General features: G+C 68.0%; 19 protein-coding genes. 17 read left to right on the top strand and 2 right to left on the bottom strand.

Translation table 11 applies throughout. The annotated features are described in order from the left end of the window. Positions 1-74 precede the first annotated feature (74 nt). The 11 genes from IZR01_RS50040 (at position 75) to IZR01_RS05765 (ending at position 10,620) form a co-directional block, all read left to right on the top strand. Positions 75-1,631 carry a hypothetical protein gene (locus IZR01_RS50040; RefSeq protein WP_228558954.1) on the top strand — a complete coding sequence of 519 codons (1,557 nt, stop codon included), beginning with the start codon at positions 75-77 and terminating at the stop codon, positions 1,629-1,631. 14 nt (positions 1,632-1,645) lie between these two features. Next, entirely contained in the window at positions 1,646-2,314 is a 669-nt protein-coding gene (locus tag IZR01_RS05810) for a hypothetical protein (RefSeq protein ID WP_194923162.1), read from the top strand. Next, on the top strand, positions 2,311-3,030 hold the full coding sequence (locus tag IZR01_RS05805; RefSeq protein WP_194923161.1) for a hypothetical protein: 720 nt from the start codon (positions 2,311-2,313) through the stop codon (positions 3,028-3,030). The genes IZR01_RS05810 and IZR01_RS05805 overlap by 4 nt, the downstream gene beginning before the upstream one ends. 38 nt (positions 3,031-3,068) lie before the next feature. Then, the gene (locus tag IZR01_RS05800) at positions 3,069-3,827 is read left to right on the top strand and encodes a hypothetical protein (RefSeq protein ID WP_194923160.1); all 759 of its coding nucleotides are present in this window, start codon (positions 3,069-3,071) and stop codon (positions 3,825-3,827) included. Beyond that, the gene (locus IZR01_RS05795) at positions 3,824-4,984 is read left to right on the top strand and encodes a hypothetical protein (RefSeq protein WP_194923159.1); all 1,161 of its coding nucleotides are present in this window, start codon (positions 3,824-3,826) and stop codon (positions 4,982-4,984) included. Before IZR01_RS05800 ends, IZR01_RS05795 begins: the two co-directional genes overlap by 4 nt. 95 nt (positions 4,985-5,079) lie before the next feature. Next, a complete protein-coding gene (locus IZR01_RS05790) occupies positions 5,080-5,751 on the top strand; it encodes a hypothetical protein (protein WP_194923158.1) in 672 nt (223 codons plus the stop codon). A gap of 451 nt (positions 5,752-6,202) precedes the next feature. Further along, positions 6,203-7,222 carry a hypothetical protein gene (locus IZR01_RS05785; RefSeq protein WP_194923157.1) on the top strand — a complete coding sequence of 340 codons (1,020 nt, stop codon included), beginning with the start codon at positions 6,203-6,205 and terminating at the stop codon, positions 7,220-7,222. A 297-nt stretch (positions 7,223-7,519) separates the two neighbouring features. Further along, complete coding sequence (locus tag IZR01_RS05780; protein ID WP_194923156.1) at positions 7,520-8,869, top strand: hypothetical protein; 1,350 nt, start codon at positions 7,520-7,522, stop codon at positions 8,867-8,869. Between the two features lie 76 nt (positions 8,870-8,945). Further along, positions 8,946-9,146 carry a hypothetical protein gene (locus IZR01_RS05775; protein WP_194923155.1) on the top strand — a complete coding sequence of 67 codons (201 nt, stop codon included), beginning with the start codon at positions 8,946-8,948 and terminating at the stop codon, positions 9,144-9,146. 28 nt (positions 9,147-9,174) lie between these two features. Continuing rightward, positions 9,175-9,945, top strand: a complete 771-nt coding sequence (locus IZR01_RS05770; protein ID WP_194923154.1) for a hypothetical protein — start codon at positions 9,175-9,177, stop codon at positions 9,943-9,945. Between the two features lie 288 nt (positions 9,946-10,233). Then, positions 10,234-10,620, top strand: coding sequence for a hypothetical protein (locus IZR01_RS05765; protein ID WP_194923153.1), 387 nt, complete (start codon positions 10,234-10,236; stop codon positions 10,618-10,620). 54 nt (positions 10,621-10,674) lie between these two features. Here IZR01_RS05765 and IZR01_RS05760 read toward each other — a convergent pair whose 3' ends face one another. Together IZR01_RS05760 and IZR01_RS05755 are read right to left on the bottom strand one after the other, a co-directional pair. Then, positions 10,675-11,109, bottom strand: coding sequence for a hypothetical protein (locus tag IZR01_RS05760; protein WP_194923152.1), 435 nt, complete (start codon positions 11,107-11,109; stop codon positions 10,675-10,677). A 130-nt stretch (positions 11,110-11,239) separates the two neighbouring features. Next, positions 11,240-11,626, bottom strand: coding sequence for a helix-turn-helix domain-containing protein (locus IZR01_RS05755; protein ID WP_194923151.1), 387 nt, complete (start codon positions 11,624-11,626; stop codon positions 11,240-11,242). 719 nt (positions 11,627-12,345) lie between these two features. Here IZR01_RS05755 and IZR01_RS05750 point away from each other — a divergent pair. From IZR01_RS05750 to IZR01_RS05725, 6 genes are all read left to right on the top strand, one after another. Further along, positions 12,346-13,176, top strand: coding sequence for a hypothetical protein (locus IZR01_RS05750; RefSeq protein ID WP_194923150.1), 831 nt, complete (start codon positions 12,346-12,348; stop codon positions 13,174-13,176). Between the two features lie 47 nt (positions 13,177-13,223). Continuing rightward, positions 13,224-13,796, top strand: a complete 573-nt coding sequence (locus IZR01_RS05745) for a single-stranded DNA-binding protein (RefSeq protein ID WP_194923149.1) — start codon at positions 13,224-13,226, stop codon at positions 13,794-13,796. 117 nt (positions 13,797-13,913) lie between these two features. Next, complete coding sequence (locus IZR01_RS05740; RefSeq protein WP_194923148.1) at positions 13,914-14,156, top strand: hypothetical protein; 243 nt, start codon at positions 13,914-13,916, stop codon at positions 14,154-14,156. Further along, positions 14,153-14,746: a hypothetical protein gene (locus IZR01_RS05735; RefSeq protein ID WP_194923147.1), complete on the top strand. Its 594-nt coding sequence runs from the start codon at positions 14,153-14,155 to the stop codon at positions 14,744-14,746. The genes IZR01_RS05740 and IZR01_RS05735 overlap by 4 nt, the downstream gene beginning before the upstream one ends. 32 nt (positions 14,747-14,778) lie before the next feature. Beyond that, on the top strand, positions 14,779-15,111 hold the full coding sequence (locus tag IZR01_RS05730) for a hypothetical protein (RefSeq protein WP_194923146.1): 333 nt from the start codon (positions 14,779-14,781) through the stop codon (positions 15,109-15,111). 12 nt (positions 15,112-15,123) lie between these two features. Next, on the top strand, positions 15,124-15,744 hold the full coding sequence (locus IZR01_RS05725; protein WP_194923145.1) for a hypothetical protein: 621 nt from the start codon (positions 15,124-15,126) through the stop codon (positions 15,742-15,744). Positions 15,745-15,787: the final 43 nt, after the last annotated feature.

Raw genomic sequence — 15,787 nt, 5'->3', positions numbered from 1 at the left:
CGGATCCGGGCGGCCCTTTCGCTTGCCCATCAAATCAATGCCAAAACATATATCTGATAGTGCGGGGGTCGGCTGTGCTGTACCTGTCCACGCCCTCCAGCCCGACCGTGCGCGCAGCCATGTCGGCCGGGCTGATCGGCTGCATGACCACCCCGAACCAGGGCAACCGGATTCCGGCCGGAACCGTCTGGGCTGCTGACAACGGCAAGTTCGGCAAGAACTACGTCGGAGACCAGGCGTGGCTGTCCTGGCTGTGCCGGATGGTGAAGCGCTACGGCTCCGAGAAGTGTTTGTTCGCCGTAGCTCCAGACGTGCCGTTCGACGCCGCGGCGACGCTGGAATGCTCCCGGCCATGGCTGGCGATGATCCGCGCCCTGGATCTGCCGGCCGCGTTCTGCGCCCAGGACGGCGCCGAGACCGACGGCATGGCGCCGTGGGACGAGTTCGACGTGCTATTCATCGCCGGCTCCGACAAGTTCAAGCTCGGTGAACACGCCAAAGCCCTGGCTACTGAGGCGATCGCGCGGGGCAAGACTGTGCACGTTGGCCGGGTCAACTCCCACAAGCGGCTGCTGATCGCCGACGCGCTCGGCGCAGCATCCTGCGACGGCACGTTCCTGCGCTACGGCCCGAACAAGAACCTGCCGAAGGTGCTGGATTGGCTCGGCCAAGACCAGGCCGCCGCTGCTGTTCGAGCAGGCCCCGACCTGTCCGGCAGGGAACGGCACTGGCACCCCAAGCCGTCCTCCTGGATCAGCGCCGACGGCCGGATCCACGCCCCCGAGGGCTACCGCACCCACGTGGTCCACGGAGCGCACTGTGATGAGCGGGACTGCGAGGCCTGCATCCACGACTGCCACTGCGCACGCTGCAACCCCTGGTGCTACTGCGACCGACCGCCGAACCCGATGCTTCCCGGAGGCGAGATGCGTTTCTCCGACGACGGCCGCCTCACTGCGGAAGGGCTTGTTGCCCTGGCCGATGAGCTGGCCGAGGCCCTGGGCCCTCCGTGGGTCCACGACCGCACGAACCAGATGTACTACCGCACCGAGTTGGCCAGCCCCGAAGACGACTGGCGGATCAGCATCGAAGTCGCCCCCGGCCGACACAAGGCCACCGCCACCGGCCTGACACCGACCCTGGATGGCCGATGGTGGAAAGACAGCGAGCAGGCGACGATCGGGTTCACCGCAAGCCGGGACCCGGAGGCGATCGTGGCCGACATGCGGCGCCGCCTGTTCCCCGCCTACGCCCGCGCACTGGACATCGAGCGCGCCAGCATCGCCGCCGAACTGATCCGCCGCAACTACTTCGCCAAGCAGGCCGGGCACCTTCAGACCCGTCTGCCCGCCGATGCCCGCCCCGATCTAAGTGTGCGGGACCACCGATTCGACGCGCACTGGAAGGGCCGAGGTGGGTCCTACAACCGCGTCGACCTCGACCACCTCGGCAACACCGTCCGCCTGGATCTGCGCGAGGTGCCGGTGTCGATCGCCTGCGCCGTCATCGACCTGCTCGGCGGACGCACACCGCCCCAGCCGATGGCACACAACCGGAGCAGTGCACCACGCCGGCACGCCCGACGCCGCGCAGCCTCCCGACACCGACGGCCCAAGGCGAGGCGGCCGTGACCGGCCTGGGCACAATGCCAGTCGCCGCAGCCATCGCCTACGAGCTCGACGGGTGGGAGGCACTGCCCTGCCGCTACGGCAACACCGAATGGGCCGAACTCCACGGCCCGGCCGGCGACGTCATCCAGCTGCGCATCGCCACGAACTGGATCGAGGCGCGGGGCATCCACGATCAGAACCTGGGCCGTACCGGTCACTGGGACGTCACCGGGTATCGGAGGCCCGAGATCGGGTTCAGCACGACCAAGACCCCGGCCCGGATGGCAGGAGAGATCCGGCGCCGGCTGCTGCCGATCGTCGCCGAGAACAACCGGCTCCTGGACGCGAAGGCAGCGTTGATTGCCGAAGGCCGCGCCGCCGACGACGCCCTGTTCGCGGCTGCCGAGAAGTTGTTCCCCCGGCTGCACTGGCGCGACAACGGCGACCGACGCCGCGACGAGGCAGTCGCATGGGGACACGGCGACGCCATCACCTTGGAGTTCCGCCTGGACCTGTGGCCCCACAACACCCACTGCACCCTGGCCTTCAGCAGCCTGTCCCGCGCCGAAGTCCTCGCGCTGATCCGGGCCGCCGCCGCACTCCGCAGCCCGCACACTGCGCGGCCGACTGGACGTCGGCGTACGGCACACCGCCACGCGAACCGGCAACGCCGCACCCGGAATCGAGCAAGGAACAGCCGATGAGCCGACCCCACCCTGAGACGGTAGTGGCCTCGCTGCCGCTGGAACTCGGCGGAGACCTGCGGATCCTGTCCGAGAACGTCGACCTGATCCGCGGCACCGTCCGCTGGCAGGTGCGCGGCCCGCACATCACCGGCGTGGTGTGGCTGACCCGCGAAGACTCCTGGAACGTGGCCGACGACCCCGACGACCCGGGCAGCTTCCGCTGCCGGATGTATTCCGGGGACTCCACCGGCGCCCGTGACCGCCACAAGGATGTGATCCGCACCGACCCGCTGTCCTGCTACGGCGTCCCGGCCAGCTGCTACCGGCTCGGCGAACGCATGGCGCACCTGAGCGAGTTGGCCGCCGACGTAATCCCGGACCGGGACGACTACGCCGGCGTCACCGCCTCGGCCCGCCGCGTCGTCGATGTCCGTCACGCCCTGGCCCGGTACGCCCTGCGTGCGCCGTGGCTAGGTGATCTGCTGTGGACCTGGCGGCTCCAGAGCGCCGTGAAGATCTCTGCCCGCGCCAGCGCCGACCGGGCCCGGCAACTCGACACCATCCGTGCTGCCTGCGCCGCTATCGGTCGTGCTGAAGCTGTGCTGGATTCCGTGGCCGTTGAATTCGCCGAGGCCGCCGAGCGCGGCACTGCCCCGCTGGCCCGCGAAGGCTTCGACCTGCTCAGCCCGGTCAAGGCCGCAGCCGAACAGCCAGCGACCGCCACCTCGGCCTGACCCGCAGCACCAGCACCCACCCGCATCGGAGAACCTGCTTGAAATACGAGATCACCATCGAGGACCTGGTACCACGCCGCCGAGAACTCACCGTCGAGATCCCCGAGGACATGGGCGACACCGACGACCTGAGCGAGTACCTGGACCGGCACCCCGAGCTGTGGCAGGACACCCACCTGCCGCCCGACCACCAGACCCTCGCCGGCGTCACACCCGCCGCCATCCTGGAGCCGCTACCCGACGACCAGGTCATCGCTGTGGAGTGGGTGATCCCCATCGTGGAGCAGCATCGTGCCCTGGCCACCATCGGGGAGGTGCGGCAGGTACTGGAAGCCGCCAGCGACCACGCACCCGTCCCGCTGCACAACTTGGTCGAGCTGCTGCGCACCGTCCACAGCGACGTCTACGGCGACAAGCTGGACTCCTGGCTGGCCAGCCTGCGCGGCCCCGGCCGCGGCCACACGATGTCGGCCACGGCCGAGGACCCCTATATCACCGCCGTCGATCCGGCCACCGATAACGAGCGCGACGAACACCGCGCCACCGTCCCGGCCACACCCGGACGCCAAGACAGCACGGCGAAGTACTCCTTCACCGAGGCCTCCCACGGCTACGGAAGCGTGGAACTGGCCGACCTCGCCGAGGCCGGCGCCTGGCAGCCCGGCACGCAAGTGACCGCCGCGGTGTTGGAGGAGTACTTCGGCTCCACCGGCAAGGGCCGCGGCCTGATCACAGACACTACGCACGACTACAGCCGAATCACCTACACCGGCACGAACGATCGGAGCCACCGATGACCCCGATCGACATCCCCGCCATCGCAGCCCGCCTGGCCACCAAGCACACACCGACCCCGGCCGGAGCAACTATCCGCACCGGCGGGCCCACACTGGCCCAGCAGATCGAGCGCCTCATCGACGACGCCGCCCTGGCCGGGGCATTCACCGACCTGGCCGACCGGACGAGCATCGAGGTCACCGAACTCACCGGCGCAGACCGCACCGTGTGGATCTGCTTCGAGTTCGACCACGACCGGCACCTGCTGCGGGCCGGTCCCGTCCCGGTCGGTGAACTCGCCGCCGACGGCTTGAGCCCCGCCGAGGACATCACCATGCTGCTCGGCCGGGTCCGGCGCCTGATGAGCACAGCCGTGCTCCTGAACAGCTCGACGGCGCGCTCCGGATTGTTGTCCGCACGGGCGCGCACATCGCGGTCTGGGCCCCAACGGCTGTCGATCCTCGGGCACGCACTCGACGAGGAGGTCCTGGAGGCGGTCCGCAACACCTGCCTGGACAGCTACGACAATCCCACCGGCGACAGCATGCGTCTCGGCGCGGCGCTGGCCGCGGTGCGCGACAACCCGCTGTCCAAAGCCCAAGCCTATGGCAGCGACCCGATCCCTGACCGGATCGAGGCCCTGATGCAGCAGGCCGAGGAAGCCGAAATGGACATCGCAGCCCAGCACCTGCCGGTCAGCCTGGACATGTCGGTGTACACGGCCGGCGACCTAGTCTGCGCGCTCATCGACGCCATCGCCAACCCGATGGCGGACCCGTCGGCCGACGTCGAAGGCCCGGTGATGGTGGCATGCCGCAAGCGCCGCGAGGCCTGCGCCGAACTCATCGCCTCCTCCAGCCACGCCCAGCATTTCGTCTTCGAACGGGCCAACGAGATGGCACACACCGACGTCGTCCTAACCACCGAGACCGCGCTGCTGCTGTCGAGCCTCGCCGAAGGCGCCGAGCGCCGCTCAGAGCCGTTTGCGGCACGCTCCGCCGACACCGAGGCCGCGCGCCACGAGCACAAGGCTGAACGCACGGTGGCAAACGCGTGGTTTGCCGCAACCGAGGCGCTTAGCTACACCGAGCCCGTCGGAAGCCGTGGAAAGGTCATCGCCGATTGGGAACGCGGCACTGGCGGGATCTTCGCTGGCGCCCGGGATCAAGAACCGTAGCGAGACGTGGGGCAAGAAGACAGGTACATCGTCATGGCACCATGGATCCGGAACCGATCGGCAGAACCCGACGGTCAGGACCAGGGAGGCCGCGGGTGGAGGATGGCAACAACACCATCGTGTTTGTAAGCGCGTCCGATCTAGCCGCGCTGACCAACCGGACCCCGCAGCGCATTTCCAGACTCGTCGCTGACCGGGAAAACGGCTTTCCGAACCCGGTGCTGCCCGCAACATCGGTATCGATCAACGGCAACCCTGCATGGAGCCTGGACACAGTTGTCCCCGCACTGACGAGGGCCGGGTACACCCTCTCCGCACCACTGATTGCAGACCTGAGGGAGAAGCGTTCAGCGCCAGCGTCCACGGTCCCAGTCGGAATCAACGAGGCCGCAGAAGCCTTGGGCATCTCCGCTGACACGATGCGCAAGCGAAGCAAGCGTGGCTCCGCGGCACCCATCCTTTTCCGGTTCGGACGCGAGAAGGTCTGGGACTTGGACACGCTGGTCGCAACCACTCTCGCGCATGGAATGACCGTCAACGACGATGCGGTAAGCAAGTGGCGCGAGAGGAACGGCGGCGCGACGAAGCTCGCGCGACGCGAAGTCGTCCACGTCCTAGTCGTCAGATCGACGGTGCCAACAGCACTCGATGATGCAGTTGCTGCACAAAAGATCGCCGGCCAAGTCCGCGCCGTTCTTGCCCTCGGCGAACCGCTAGATGAGGACGGGGTCCGCGTGCTGGGAGTAGAGGTCCAACCCTCGTCGTAGGCCAAGACCTCCGAGCGTCTTCTTCCTCGCCCTCGGTCGACACCCGTATTACTTGGGAGCTCCACCGGTGGGTTCTCACCGCTCCCACGCTGTAGGCCCAAGCCTCGTTCTGGCCACCAGCAAGAGCCGGTGGAGGCGCACAAAACAGCAGCACCCCATCAGCGTGTGCAGGCTGCCCACCGGTACGCAGGGTCAACCAATCCTCCGAGTATTGAGGAGGTCAATGTCATCCACCGGTAGCGGTTCTGAGCCCACCGCCCACACTTCCTGGATCAGGCGGATCAACTGGAACAACTTCTGGATCTACAGCGGGTTGGTCCTCGGCGCGCTCGCCTCGGTATCGGCGAACATCGCCTACACCTACATCCCGCCACCGGCGCAGCCTGCATGGTGGCCGCGGTCACGGGTGTGGGACCCAGCGGCCTATCTTCCCCCACCGGGGGACGTAGCTGTGGCCGTGTTCTGCCCCGTCGCTATCTTCATCCTGACCGAGGTGATCACCCGCCCGCGCTGGCGGGACGGGAAGCTGTCGTTCGGCATCCGCGTCGCGTCGACAGCTCTGGTCGGACTGCCCGTCGCAGTAGCGTCCTACCTGCACTTGTGTTCCCTATTGGAGTACTACAGCTCCATTCCGTTCATCGCCTACTCGCTGCCGCTGACCGTGGACGGGCTGATGCTGGCCTGTACCGCGGCGCTCCAGCTGACCGGGCCGGAGCCCCAGCAGTCGCAGACCGACGTGGACACCGCGTCGGGCCTGCCGCCTGACGTCGAAGCCATGATGCCCCGCCCTCGCCAGCCGGTCGACGACGCCGTATTGGTGGCCCCCGGCTCCCCGCCGGGTCTTCGCGGTCCGCTACAAGCACGGACGCCGGTATCAGCCCCCACGGCTACCGACGCCGACGAGTACGCACCGGTGGACTATGCCGTGGTCAGCGGTGGTGACACGGCAGGTCTATCTACGCAGCCCTTCATCTCGACGGCGCCACCGATGGACGCCGAAGTGGACGCCAGCTCACGAACAGACCGCCCCGATGGGTTCTTGTCCAATCGCCGCGTTCTGGCAGCCCCGCCGGTCAGCCTTGTCGGCCCACCGACGGGTACAGTTCTACTTCCGCTTCAGGTGCTGCTGCCACCGCGCTCGACGGCAATGCCGGGGATCGCACCGCCGGGGGGCATAGAGCCTCCCGGGAGGCTCGGGTCGTCGGACCTCACCGATGCCCAGATCATCGCGGTGGCAATGGCGGACAAGCCGGTGGGGACGATCTCCGCCACCGCGTTGGTGAAGTCCTTCGGTATCGGATCTGGCCGCGCTGCCCGTCTCCGTGACGAGATCGCCGAAATTCGCGAGGAAGCCGCCGGTAGACGACGCCTTGCCGTACGGCTCGCCGCCGGGTTCCGCGAGGTAATCGAGCGACGGCGCGGTGCTGACGGCGTTGGTCCCGCAGAACCTCCCGCCACTGCTGGCGAGTAGCCAAGTTTTCCCGATTCTGCCGATATGAGTGGCACGATCAAGGCCCCACCAGAACTTTCTCGGCAAGGGCCTTGATTCTCCGAACGCATTTGCGTAGGGTCCTTTTTGCAGGGCGGAGCTGTGCCCAAAAACCAGCCACCACCCTTCGTCTTCAACTCTCATCGAGCCCCCGAGGCGTCCGCCAGGACCCCGGGGGCTCGATGTGTTTCCGCCTCCCCGCCACCCCATGCCCGCCGCCGTCCTCGCCGGCGGCGGGCATGGGCGTGCGCAGGCCGCGGTCCCACAGGAAGTGATCATGTGACAGCTGAACTCGTCCTCGCCGAACGGCGGCCGCTGAGCCTGCCGGAGAAGCTCGAATACGCCGTAAAACTGTCCGACGCGAACATGCTGCCCGGCCAGTACCGCCGTCAGCCCGCGAACATCTTGTGGGCCATCGAGTACGCCGAAACGCTGCGCATCACGGCGATGGCCGCGATCCTGGGCATCCACGTCATCGACGGCAAGCCCGGCGCGTCGGCCGCACTCATCTCCGGCCTGGTGCGCGCCGCCGGCCACAAGCTACGGATCACCGGCAACGCCGAGAAGGCAGTAGCCCAGATCGTCCGCTCCGACGACCCCGACTTCACCTTCGAGGTCGTGTTCACCATAGAAGACGCCCGCCGCGCCGGGCTGCTGCACAAAGACGGGTGGAAGAAGTACCCGGCCAGCATGCTCAAAGCCCGCGCCATCACGCAGGTCGCGCGCGACGCCGCCGAGGACGTGCTGTTCGGCCTGCACTACACCCCCGAGGAACTCGGCGCCGACGTCGACGCCGACGGCAACGTGGTCTCCCTGCCCACCCAGCGCCCGCCGATCGGGCCCGTCGACGACCCGTGGGCCAGCCCCGCCGACGGCGCCGGGTCTGCCGACGTCGGCGAGCCGATGGTCAGCCGGGAGCAGATGGCGGACATGAAGACGCTGTTCGAGCGGCGCGAGATCTTCGAGAGGGCCGCGCGTCTAAAGGTGGTCTGCGACATCGTGGACGCCCAGGTCGCCAGTGCCGAGGACATGACCGCCGCACAGGCCGCCGCCGTCATCACCTACCTGAGCGCACCCGGTCCCACAGGCACGGTGACTACGGCCGGCACAGTCGGGGATGGCGAGCCCATCGAGTACGCCGAGGAGGTTGAACCCGTCACCGAGCCGCAGCCAGTGCTCGATGTGATCCCGGCGCTGGCCGAGACCGAGATGGAGCCGCCGAGCAGCCGCGGGGAGACCGAGGACTTCATCGCCTCGCTCGCCAAGGCAAAGCATCTCGACGCGGTCGACCGAGTCGAGGACCGGTTCACCGACCGCTTCCGCGGCCGGGCCATCAACGCCACGTTGTTCGTCGAGTTGGCCATCTCCGCCGCCGCCCGACGCAGCGAACTGGGTGGCATGCAGCCCCCGGCCAGCCCGGCCGCCTCGGCGCTGGCCACGATACTGACCCGCGCCGCAGAGTCCACGCGCAGCCACAAGGACATCGAGCGGATCCACGCCCTCATCCGTCACCACGCCGACGCCGGCACCCTGGAGCCCGCGGAGGCCACGGCGCTGATGGACGAGTGCAAGAACGTATACGAGGCGGTCTTCACCCGCGCCCAGGACACTGCGCGCTCCGCGGCCTGACCGACTCGTGGTTTTTCAACACCTCCGGCCCGCCTCCGCGTGCGGGCCGTTCCCCATTCGCGAAAGCGAGAGTGTCATGAGCCTGATACCAGCACATTCCCACGTTCCCAAGCACGCCGACCGCCGCGTCCGAACGCAGACCGGCGCCGGAGCCGACTACGTGGGCGTGCGCCGCAAGCCGGAACCGGACTGGTTCCTGGCGTTCCTGGACGGCGTGATGCAAGCCAACCGGTTCCGGGTCGCCTCCGGATACCTCACCGATCTCGAACGCCGGTGACACAGCGCTCACTGGCTTGGAGGACCCCGTGGCGGAAGACCTGATCCCCGCGCACCCGCCGGCTCTGTCCGATCCGCGCGCCGCCGTCCAGGCGCTGCTGTCCAAGTTGCTCGCCGCCTCCACCGACCCCGACATCAATGCCAGAGACGCTCTGGCGTTCGCTGTGCACGAGCACGCGTTGCAGCTGCGCGCCGCAGATCCGGCGGCGGTCACGCCCCGGATGATCCAGGCCGCGGAGATGCTGACCGACGGCGCCAAGGCCCTGACCGAAGCCGCCACAGCGGCCAAGGAGGTGCTGGACGAGGAACTGACCGCCCTCGGCGGCGACAACATCTCCGGGAAACGGAAGGTGATCGACCCGGTTACCGGCGAACCGGTGAAGGATCCGGCCACCGGGCAAGACAAGGAGGTGTCGGTGTATGTCACTGGCGCCGACGGCACCCGGTACCGGCTGATGCGCGGGCACACCGTGAAACCGGTCTTCGACGACGCGTTGATGATCGAGCTGATCGCCACCGCGGCGCGCGCCAACTACCGGGCGCCTGCCGGGACGCCGACGTTTCTTGCCGGCCAACTCGGCGCCGCCTTCGAGGCCGGGGCAGCCAAGGGGGCAGCGATGGCGCGAGCGGCGATCGGCTCCGGCGGTCACTGGCTGCCCTCCGTGCTGGACCGGCTGGCCAAACAACTCGGCCAGGCCGGCGACACCCGCGGGGCCGGGTTACTGAAGGCCGCCATCCGCAAACCGAAGATCGTCGAGAAGGCAGCGGCGCAGTTCCAGCCGGTCAAGTCACGCGAGTAGCCTGAACAGCCCACTCCCGCCACGACAGGCCGCATGCGGGCTACCCGCCGTGATCTTTGGTCAAGGATGCGTCAAGGACGTTACTGCGGCCGCCCTTGACTGCCGGTGCCCGTGGCAGTATGGGAACGATCCATTGTTCACTCATACCCGCCGTAGGCGGGACCTTGGTCTGCACATAGTTTCGCAGGCCATACTGTCCGCGTTTTGGAAGCCCAAGTGGCGCGATGGACCGGACGGGCACCCGGTCCCGCGCCGAAACCCTAGTGAATCGCCAACGGGAGACGGCCCATGACTGAGCACGCCGCTGGTGGTAAGACGCAAGACCAGGAACAGGTCAGCGTCACCCAGAGGATCCACCGCAACGCCGCCCTGGAAGGGGCGGATCTAGACGACCCGATGACCTTGGCCGGCTTCCTCGGCTCGATCGCAGCCCTGCTGGCTCTGACCCAGGGCGAGGCGCGACTGCCCGAGGATCAGGCTCGCGCCCACGCACAGGCCATGTTGGATCTGGTCGACGCACTCGCCGTAGACGCCCCGGGCTTCAATGCGGGCTGGAACGCGTCGCTGGCCATCCACTCCTCGATAATGAAGAACGCGGTGAAGTCCGGGGAGTTCACCGCCGAGTCCAAGGATGTCCTGTTCGACGTCGCCGCTCGCCTGCTGCACACCGGCTGATCCTTCCTGCGCTTCAGGCCCGGTCCGGTGTTTCCCCGGCCGGGCCTGCTGTCGTCACGGCAGCCGGCTGAACGCCTCGTTGAGCCGGGCGGCAATCGCGCCGCGCTCGGCCCGGCTCAGGTGAGCGAGCCGCACATGCACAGTGTCGGCATCGACATGCAGTTCCTCGGCCAGTTCGTCGGGATTGTGGGTCCACAGCAGAGCTGAGATCAACGCCTCAAGGGTGATCAGCCGGGTGGCGGCTTGCTTGTCGACGTCGTGTTCATACTTGTCGGTCAGCCAGGACGAGGGGATGCAGTCGTCGCGGGCCTCGGCGTGAATCAGCTCGTGCGTCAGCGCGCACCGCCTACCGGCCTGGTTCAGTCCGGAGTCCACGACGATGGTGTGGAAGGCGGGGAAGTACCGCCCCTTCTCCCCTGGTGGGAGTTCGGTGCGCATGTAGGTCAGGTCCGGTTGGAGGAGCAGGGCCTTCTTCGGATCCCAAATCAATTGAGCACCTCGCGCACGTCAGACCAGCTCGCAAGTCATCGACCCCTTTGATAGCGCAATGACCTGCTCGAACGCAAGTTCGAACAGGTCATTGCGCCGATCATTGCCCGCCCGTCTCGCCGGGCATCGACTACGCGGCGTCAGGATTGTCGGCCACAGCCTGCTTCACCAGGGCTTCGATCCGCCGGTTCAGCTCGGCCTGCAACTCCTCCAACGGGACCTCGGACAAGTCGAGCGGCGTGCGGGTGCGGGAGGAGACATAGCTGGCGGGCTTGGCCGGGATCAACTCTGGATCGCCTCCGGCCAGGACCCGGGCCCCGCTGCCCGACACCCATTCCAGCGCCTTCTCCAGCGCCGCAATCACCAGGTCGCTGGCCCCTTTGCCCTGCTCGATGTTGCGGACCGTGCCGACGGAGATCCCCGCCCGCTTAGCGAGGTCGCGCTGATACCAGTCTTTCTCGTGCCGCCGCGCGCGTACGGCGGCGCCGAGACGCAACGGGTCGTGCATCAACGCCATGAGCAACCTCCTTCGCTCGCCGTCAGGGGCGCCGGCTTCCGCCGTCGCCGGAGCGCGACTGTACCAAGCAGCACCAACAAGCACCAAAGATGTTGCCAGCGGACACCAAACTTGGTTATCTTCGACGTCCAACGATCTAGGAGGGGCGCTAAATTTGCTGCCCAGCGTGTTCGGATTCGTACGGGGTTCTGGCGGCGCCCGGTGCGGCGCAGGATCATGAGGCAACCCTTGTTGATCATCCCCCGCGCGGAGGCTGCTGCCGTGAAAAAGGCCGCTACGGTTCCCCGCGCCCCCATGAACCGGCTCCGCCGATCCCCCCTCCCGGAGAAGGCAGGACAGGTCTACTGTGTACCCCGTCGCTCTAGAAAGAAGCTGACATGCATCTCATGTCTGCCGGACTGGTGGCGCATAGCAGCGCCCACAACGTCCTGGTTCTCAGCGTCGCGCTGTGCGCGATGTCGACGGCGCGCGCCGCAGTGTTCGCGCCGCCCGGCTAAGCCGCTGAGTGTGTCCGGTGCTTGAGAAAACCGATCCCGCATGCGCCGGACCTGCGACTACGATGCCCGGATGCCCGGTGATCATCGCCGTGCTAGCAACCTGAGCAGCGTGCGACACGTCAGAGGTTTGCTTTCGTCTTCTCGGCTCGCTTGAGCCGAGGTTCCAGATGCTCACAGTACAAACCCGGGGGGCTTTAGCCTTGCCGGAATCGGGGAGGGGCCATGGCGGACCAGAGGCACCGCTACATCAGACAGGCCGCGCAAATAGCCGACCAACTCGACCAGCACGCCGCGGCCAAGAACGGTAAGCGATACGACGGCGGCAACGGGCGGGGCGGTCCGGCCGGCGACAAGGCGCCCGTCCGCATCGACGTGACGTCCGCGGTTCACGACCACGACCGCGACCAGATTCAGGAGCTGGCGATCCGCCAGGCGATCCTGGAAACCCTGGACGGTCCCGGCCTGGAGATTCCGCTGGATGACCGCTCGGCACGCGGCGCCCTGCTGGAGCGGCTGCTCGATGAGGAGACTGCTCCCGAGCCGGTCACCCAGCACACCACATCGGCGATGCGGAGACACTTCGCGGTCCTGACGTGCGTACTGGCTGACGTCGAGGGATACGTGCGGATGCGCTGCCCGCGCAACCACGTTCCGGACGCGGGCCTTCCGACCCGCACCATCGTCCCCGCGGCCTTGCTGAACATTCCCACCGGCCTGGTGGTCTGCGTCCACCCCGAGTGCGACGACACCCTTGGAGTTCCCCGCATGCTGAATCTGGTCCAGGAGATGCTGACCAACGACCCGGACACGGAGCTCGGCATCGAGGAGGTCGCCCTCCTGCTCGACGTCTCCATCGACGCGGCGAAGGCCAGGATCCGGCGTGCCCGCGTGAAGGGCCACGTGGTGCCGGTGGTTGGCTACCGCACCAGCGCCAAAGGGCAGAAGCAGGCCCTACACCGCCTCGCCGACCTGATCAAGGCGAACATCGGCGGTGACTGGGGCCTCCCCGACTGGCCCAAGCAGCCCCGCCGCCGGCCCAACCCCGGCACCTGAGCCTCGATCGCACCGCCCCGGTCTCCCCGGGGAGTTAGGAGACGCCCATGGCGGGCGAGACCGTCATCACCGTGATCGGCAACCTGACCGACGACCCCGAACTGCGCTTCACCCCCAGCGGTGCGGCGGTCGCGAACTTCACCGTCGCATCCACCCCGCGCACCTTCGACCAGCAGGCCAACGAGTGGAAGGACGGCGACGCGCTGTTCCTGCGCTGCTCGATCTGGCGCCAGGCGGCGGAGAACGTCGCCGAATCGCTGACCCGCGGCATGCGGGTGATCGTCTCCGGACGGCTGCGCCAGCGGTCGTACGAGACCAAGGAAGGCGAGAAGCGCACGGTCGTGGAGCTCGACGTCGAGGAGATCGGCCCGTCACTGAAGTATGCGACGGCCAAGGTCACCAAGGCCAACCGGGCAAACGGTGCGGGCGGCAGTGGTGGCGGCTGGGGCGGCGGGCAGCAGGGCGGTGGCTGGAGTGGCGCTAGCAACTCCGGCGGCGGACAGCCGAGCGGCCGTGGAAACAGCGGCGGCCGGAATGCCGGCGGCAACGACCAGTGGGCTTCCGGCGGCAACGGCGGCGGCTGGGGCGGGGGCCAGCACGACGAGGATCCGCCCTTCTAGCAGGCAGAACTCCACAACTTCACACGCTGACGCCTCGAAGGCCTCGGACGAGAAACCTCGTCCGAGGCCTTCGTCATTTCCGCCCCGGGGCGGATCCGAACTCAAGGACGTGCCGGCATGCCCGCATCGATACCGAAGAATCCCCCGTCTCCAGCAGTTCACCTGGCCCGCGCCGCCTACTGGATCGACAAGTCCGAGGCGCTCACCCAGCACCCGAACACCGCCGGCAAGGGCGAGGCCTGCGCCGCCATAGCCACCGCCCACGCCGCCATAGCCCAGGCCGCGCTGCTGGCCGCCATCAACACCCGACTGGCCGCCATCAGCCGCAACCCCGCCACGAACAACAAGGAGCCCGCGTGAGCGACCACACCCCGGCCGGCACCTATCCGATCGTCATCAACGTCACCGATCTGGACCTGAACACGGTCATCGACCACGAGTTCGCCGGCTACAACGAGGACGGCGATCCGGTGGACGGCCCGCCACGCACCCTGGCCGACGCCGTCGCCGACCGCATCGCCGAGCGCCTGGTGGCCCAGCACTTCAACCGCTTCGACATGACCCGGATCCGCGACGAGCTGATCCGCTCCAAGCTGGAGCCGGTCGTGCAGACCGCCCTGCACACCCCGCGCGGGGTGGGCATCGGCGCCGAACGCAGCTTTGCCGACCAGGTCGCCGACATCGTCGCCCGGCAGATCGAACTGTTCGACAAGCGCGACACCACCAGCTACCGGCCCACCTGGGCCAGCCCGCTGCGACGAGAGGTCGAGGACATCGTGACCACGCAGATGCAGAAGCACGCCAGCGGAGTCCGGGGGCTGGTGGACGCCGCGATCCGCAACGACATCGCCGCACAGTTCGCCACACGACTCACCGCAGCCGTCGACGACGCCGCCTCCACGTTCCGTCACGCCGTCCTGGACGCCACCAAAACCCCCGCTCAGCGCTGACCTGCCCGCTTGTTGACGAAAGGTATCTGCACATGGCCGCCGACCCCGGCTTGGACCGAATAGCCGCCTCCTTTGAGGACTCCCTACAACTCGCGAACCCCGCCTCCCGCGCCTACTTCATAGGCGCCACCGGCCGGTTCATCGACGACCACCTGAGCGTGTTCGACGGTGACCCAGCCGAACTCGGCGCGGTCTTCCTCAACATGCACCGCAGCATCGCCAGCCTGTACGAGCCCGGCGCCGCACGACGCTGGCCCCGCCGAGGGCTCACCGCCGATCAGGTGCTCACCGGGTTGCAGTTCTACCTCGCCCACGGCGGCGTCCAGCTGTACCTGCGCCGCCACCCCGCCGCCCAGCGCAGATAGCGAGCCAGCCCCTTGACCTCTACAACCATCCCGGCGGCCTCGGCCGACCGATACACGCTGTCGGCCGGGAACTCCGGCATCTGGATCGTGTGCATGGACTGCTTGGACACAGCCGGAGACGACGCGGTCCTAGGCGTGCTGTCCGACTCCCGCGTACGCCACAGCGACGTTCTGGCCCAGATGAGCAAGCACGACGCCGAGCAGCACGCCGAACCGCCCGCCGAGGGCACGGCCGAGCCGCCGTGCATCATCTGCACGGAGGAGCCGGCATGGAGCGGGCCGGCCGTCACAGCACCGATCGGCGCGCCGCCCCCTATCGCAGGGCTGTGCATCGGCTGTGCATTCTGGGCGGCGGCCGTGAAGACCCGGTTCACCACGGGCCGGCTACTGGACTACTCCGACACCGGCGCCCCCGTCGCCCGGATCGACGGCCGGTTCTACATCATGCGGCCCGATCCCGAACCCGGCACGGTCACGATGCGCGGCCACGGCGGTCGGACCTACCGGATCCAATACTTCACTGGCAAGAGCATCACCGGCAGCAACCTGTGGGACCAGGGGGAAATCCCCGCCCGGTGGCGCCCGCTGCTGCCCGACAACGCCGTCCTCATCCCCGATCCGGCGCCACGGTGACCGACATCGGGAGCCCGGCACCACCAACCGACAGCTCCGACAT

It is taken from the genome of Catenulispora pinisilvae (genome assembly GCF_015356865.1).
Lineage (GTDB): Bacteria > Actinomycetota > Actinomycetes > Streptomycetales > Catenulisporaceae > Catenulispora > Catenulispora pinisilvae.
Note: the sequence above shows the minus strand (reverse complement) of the source record. Positions and strands in the feature narration are given on the sequence as shown.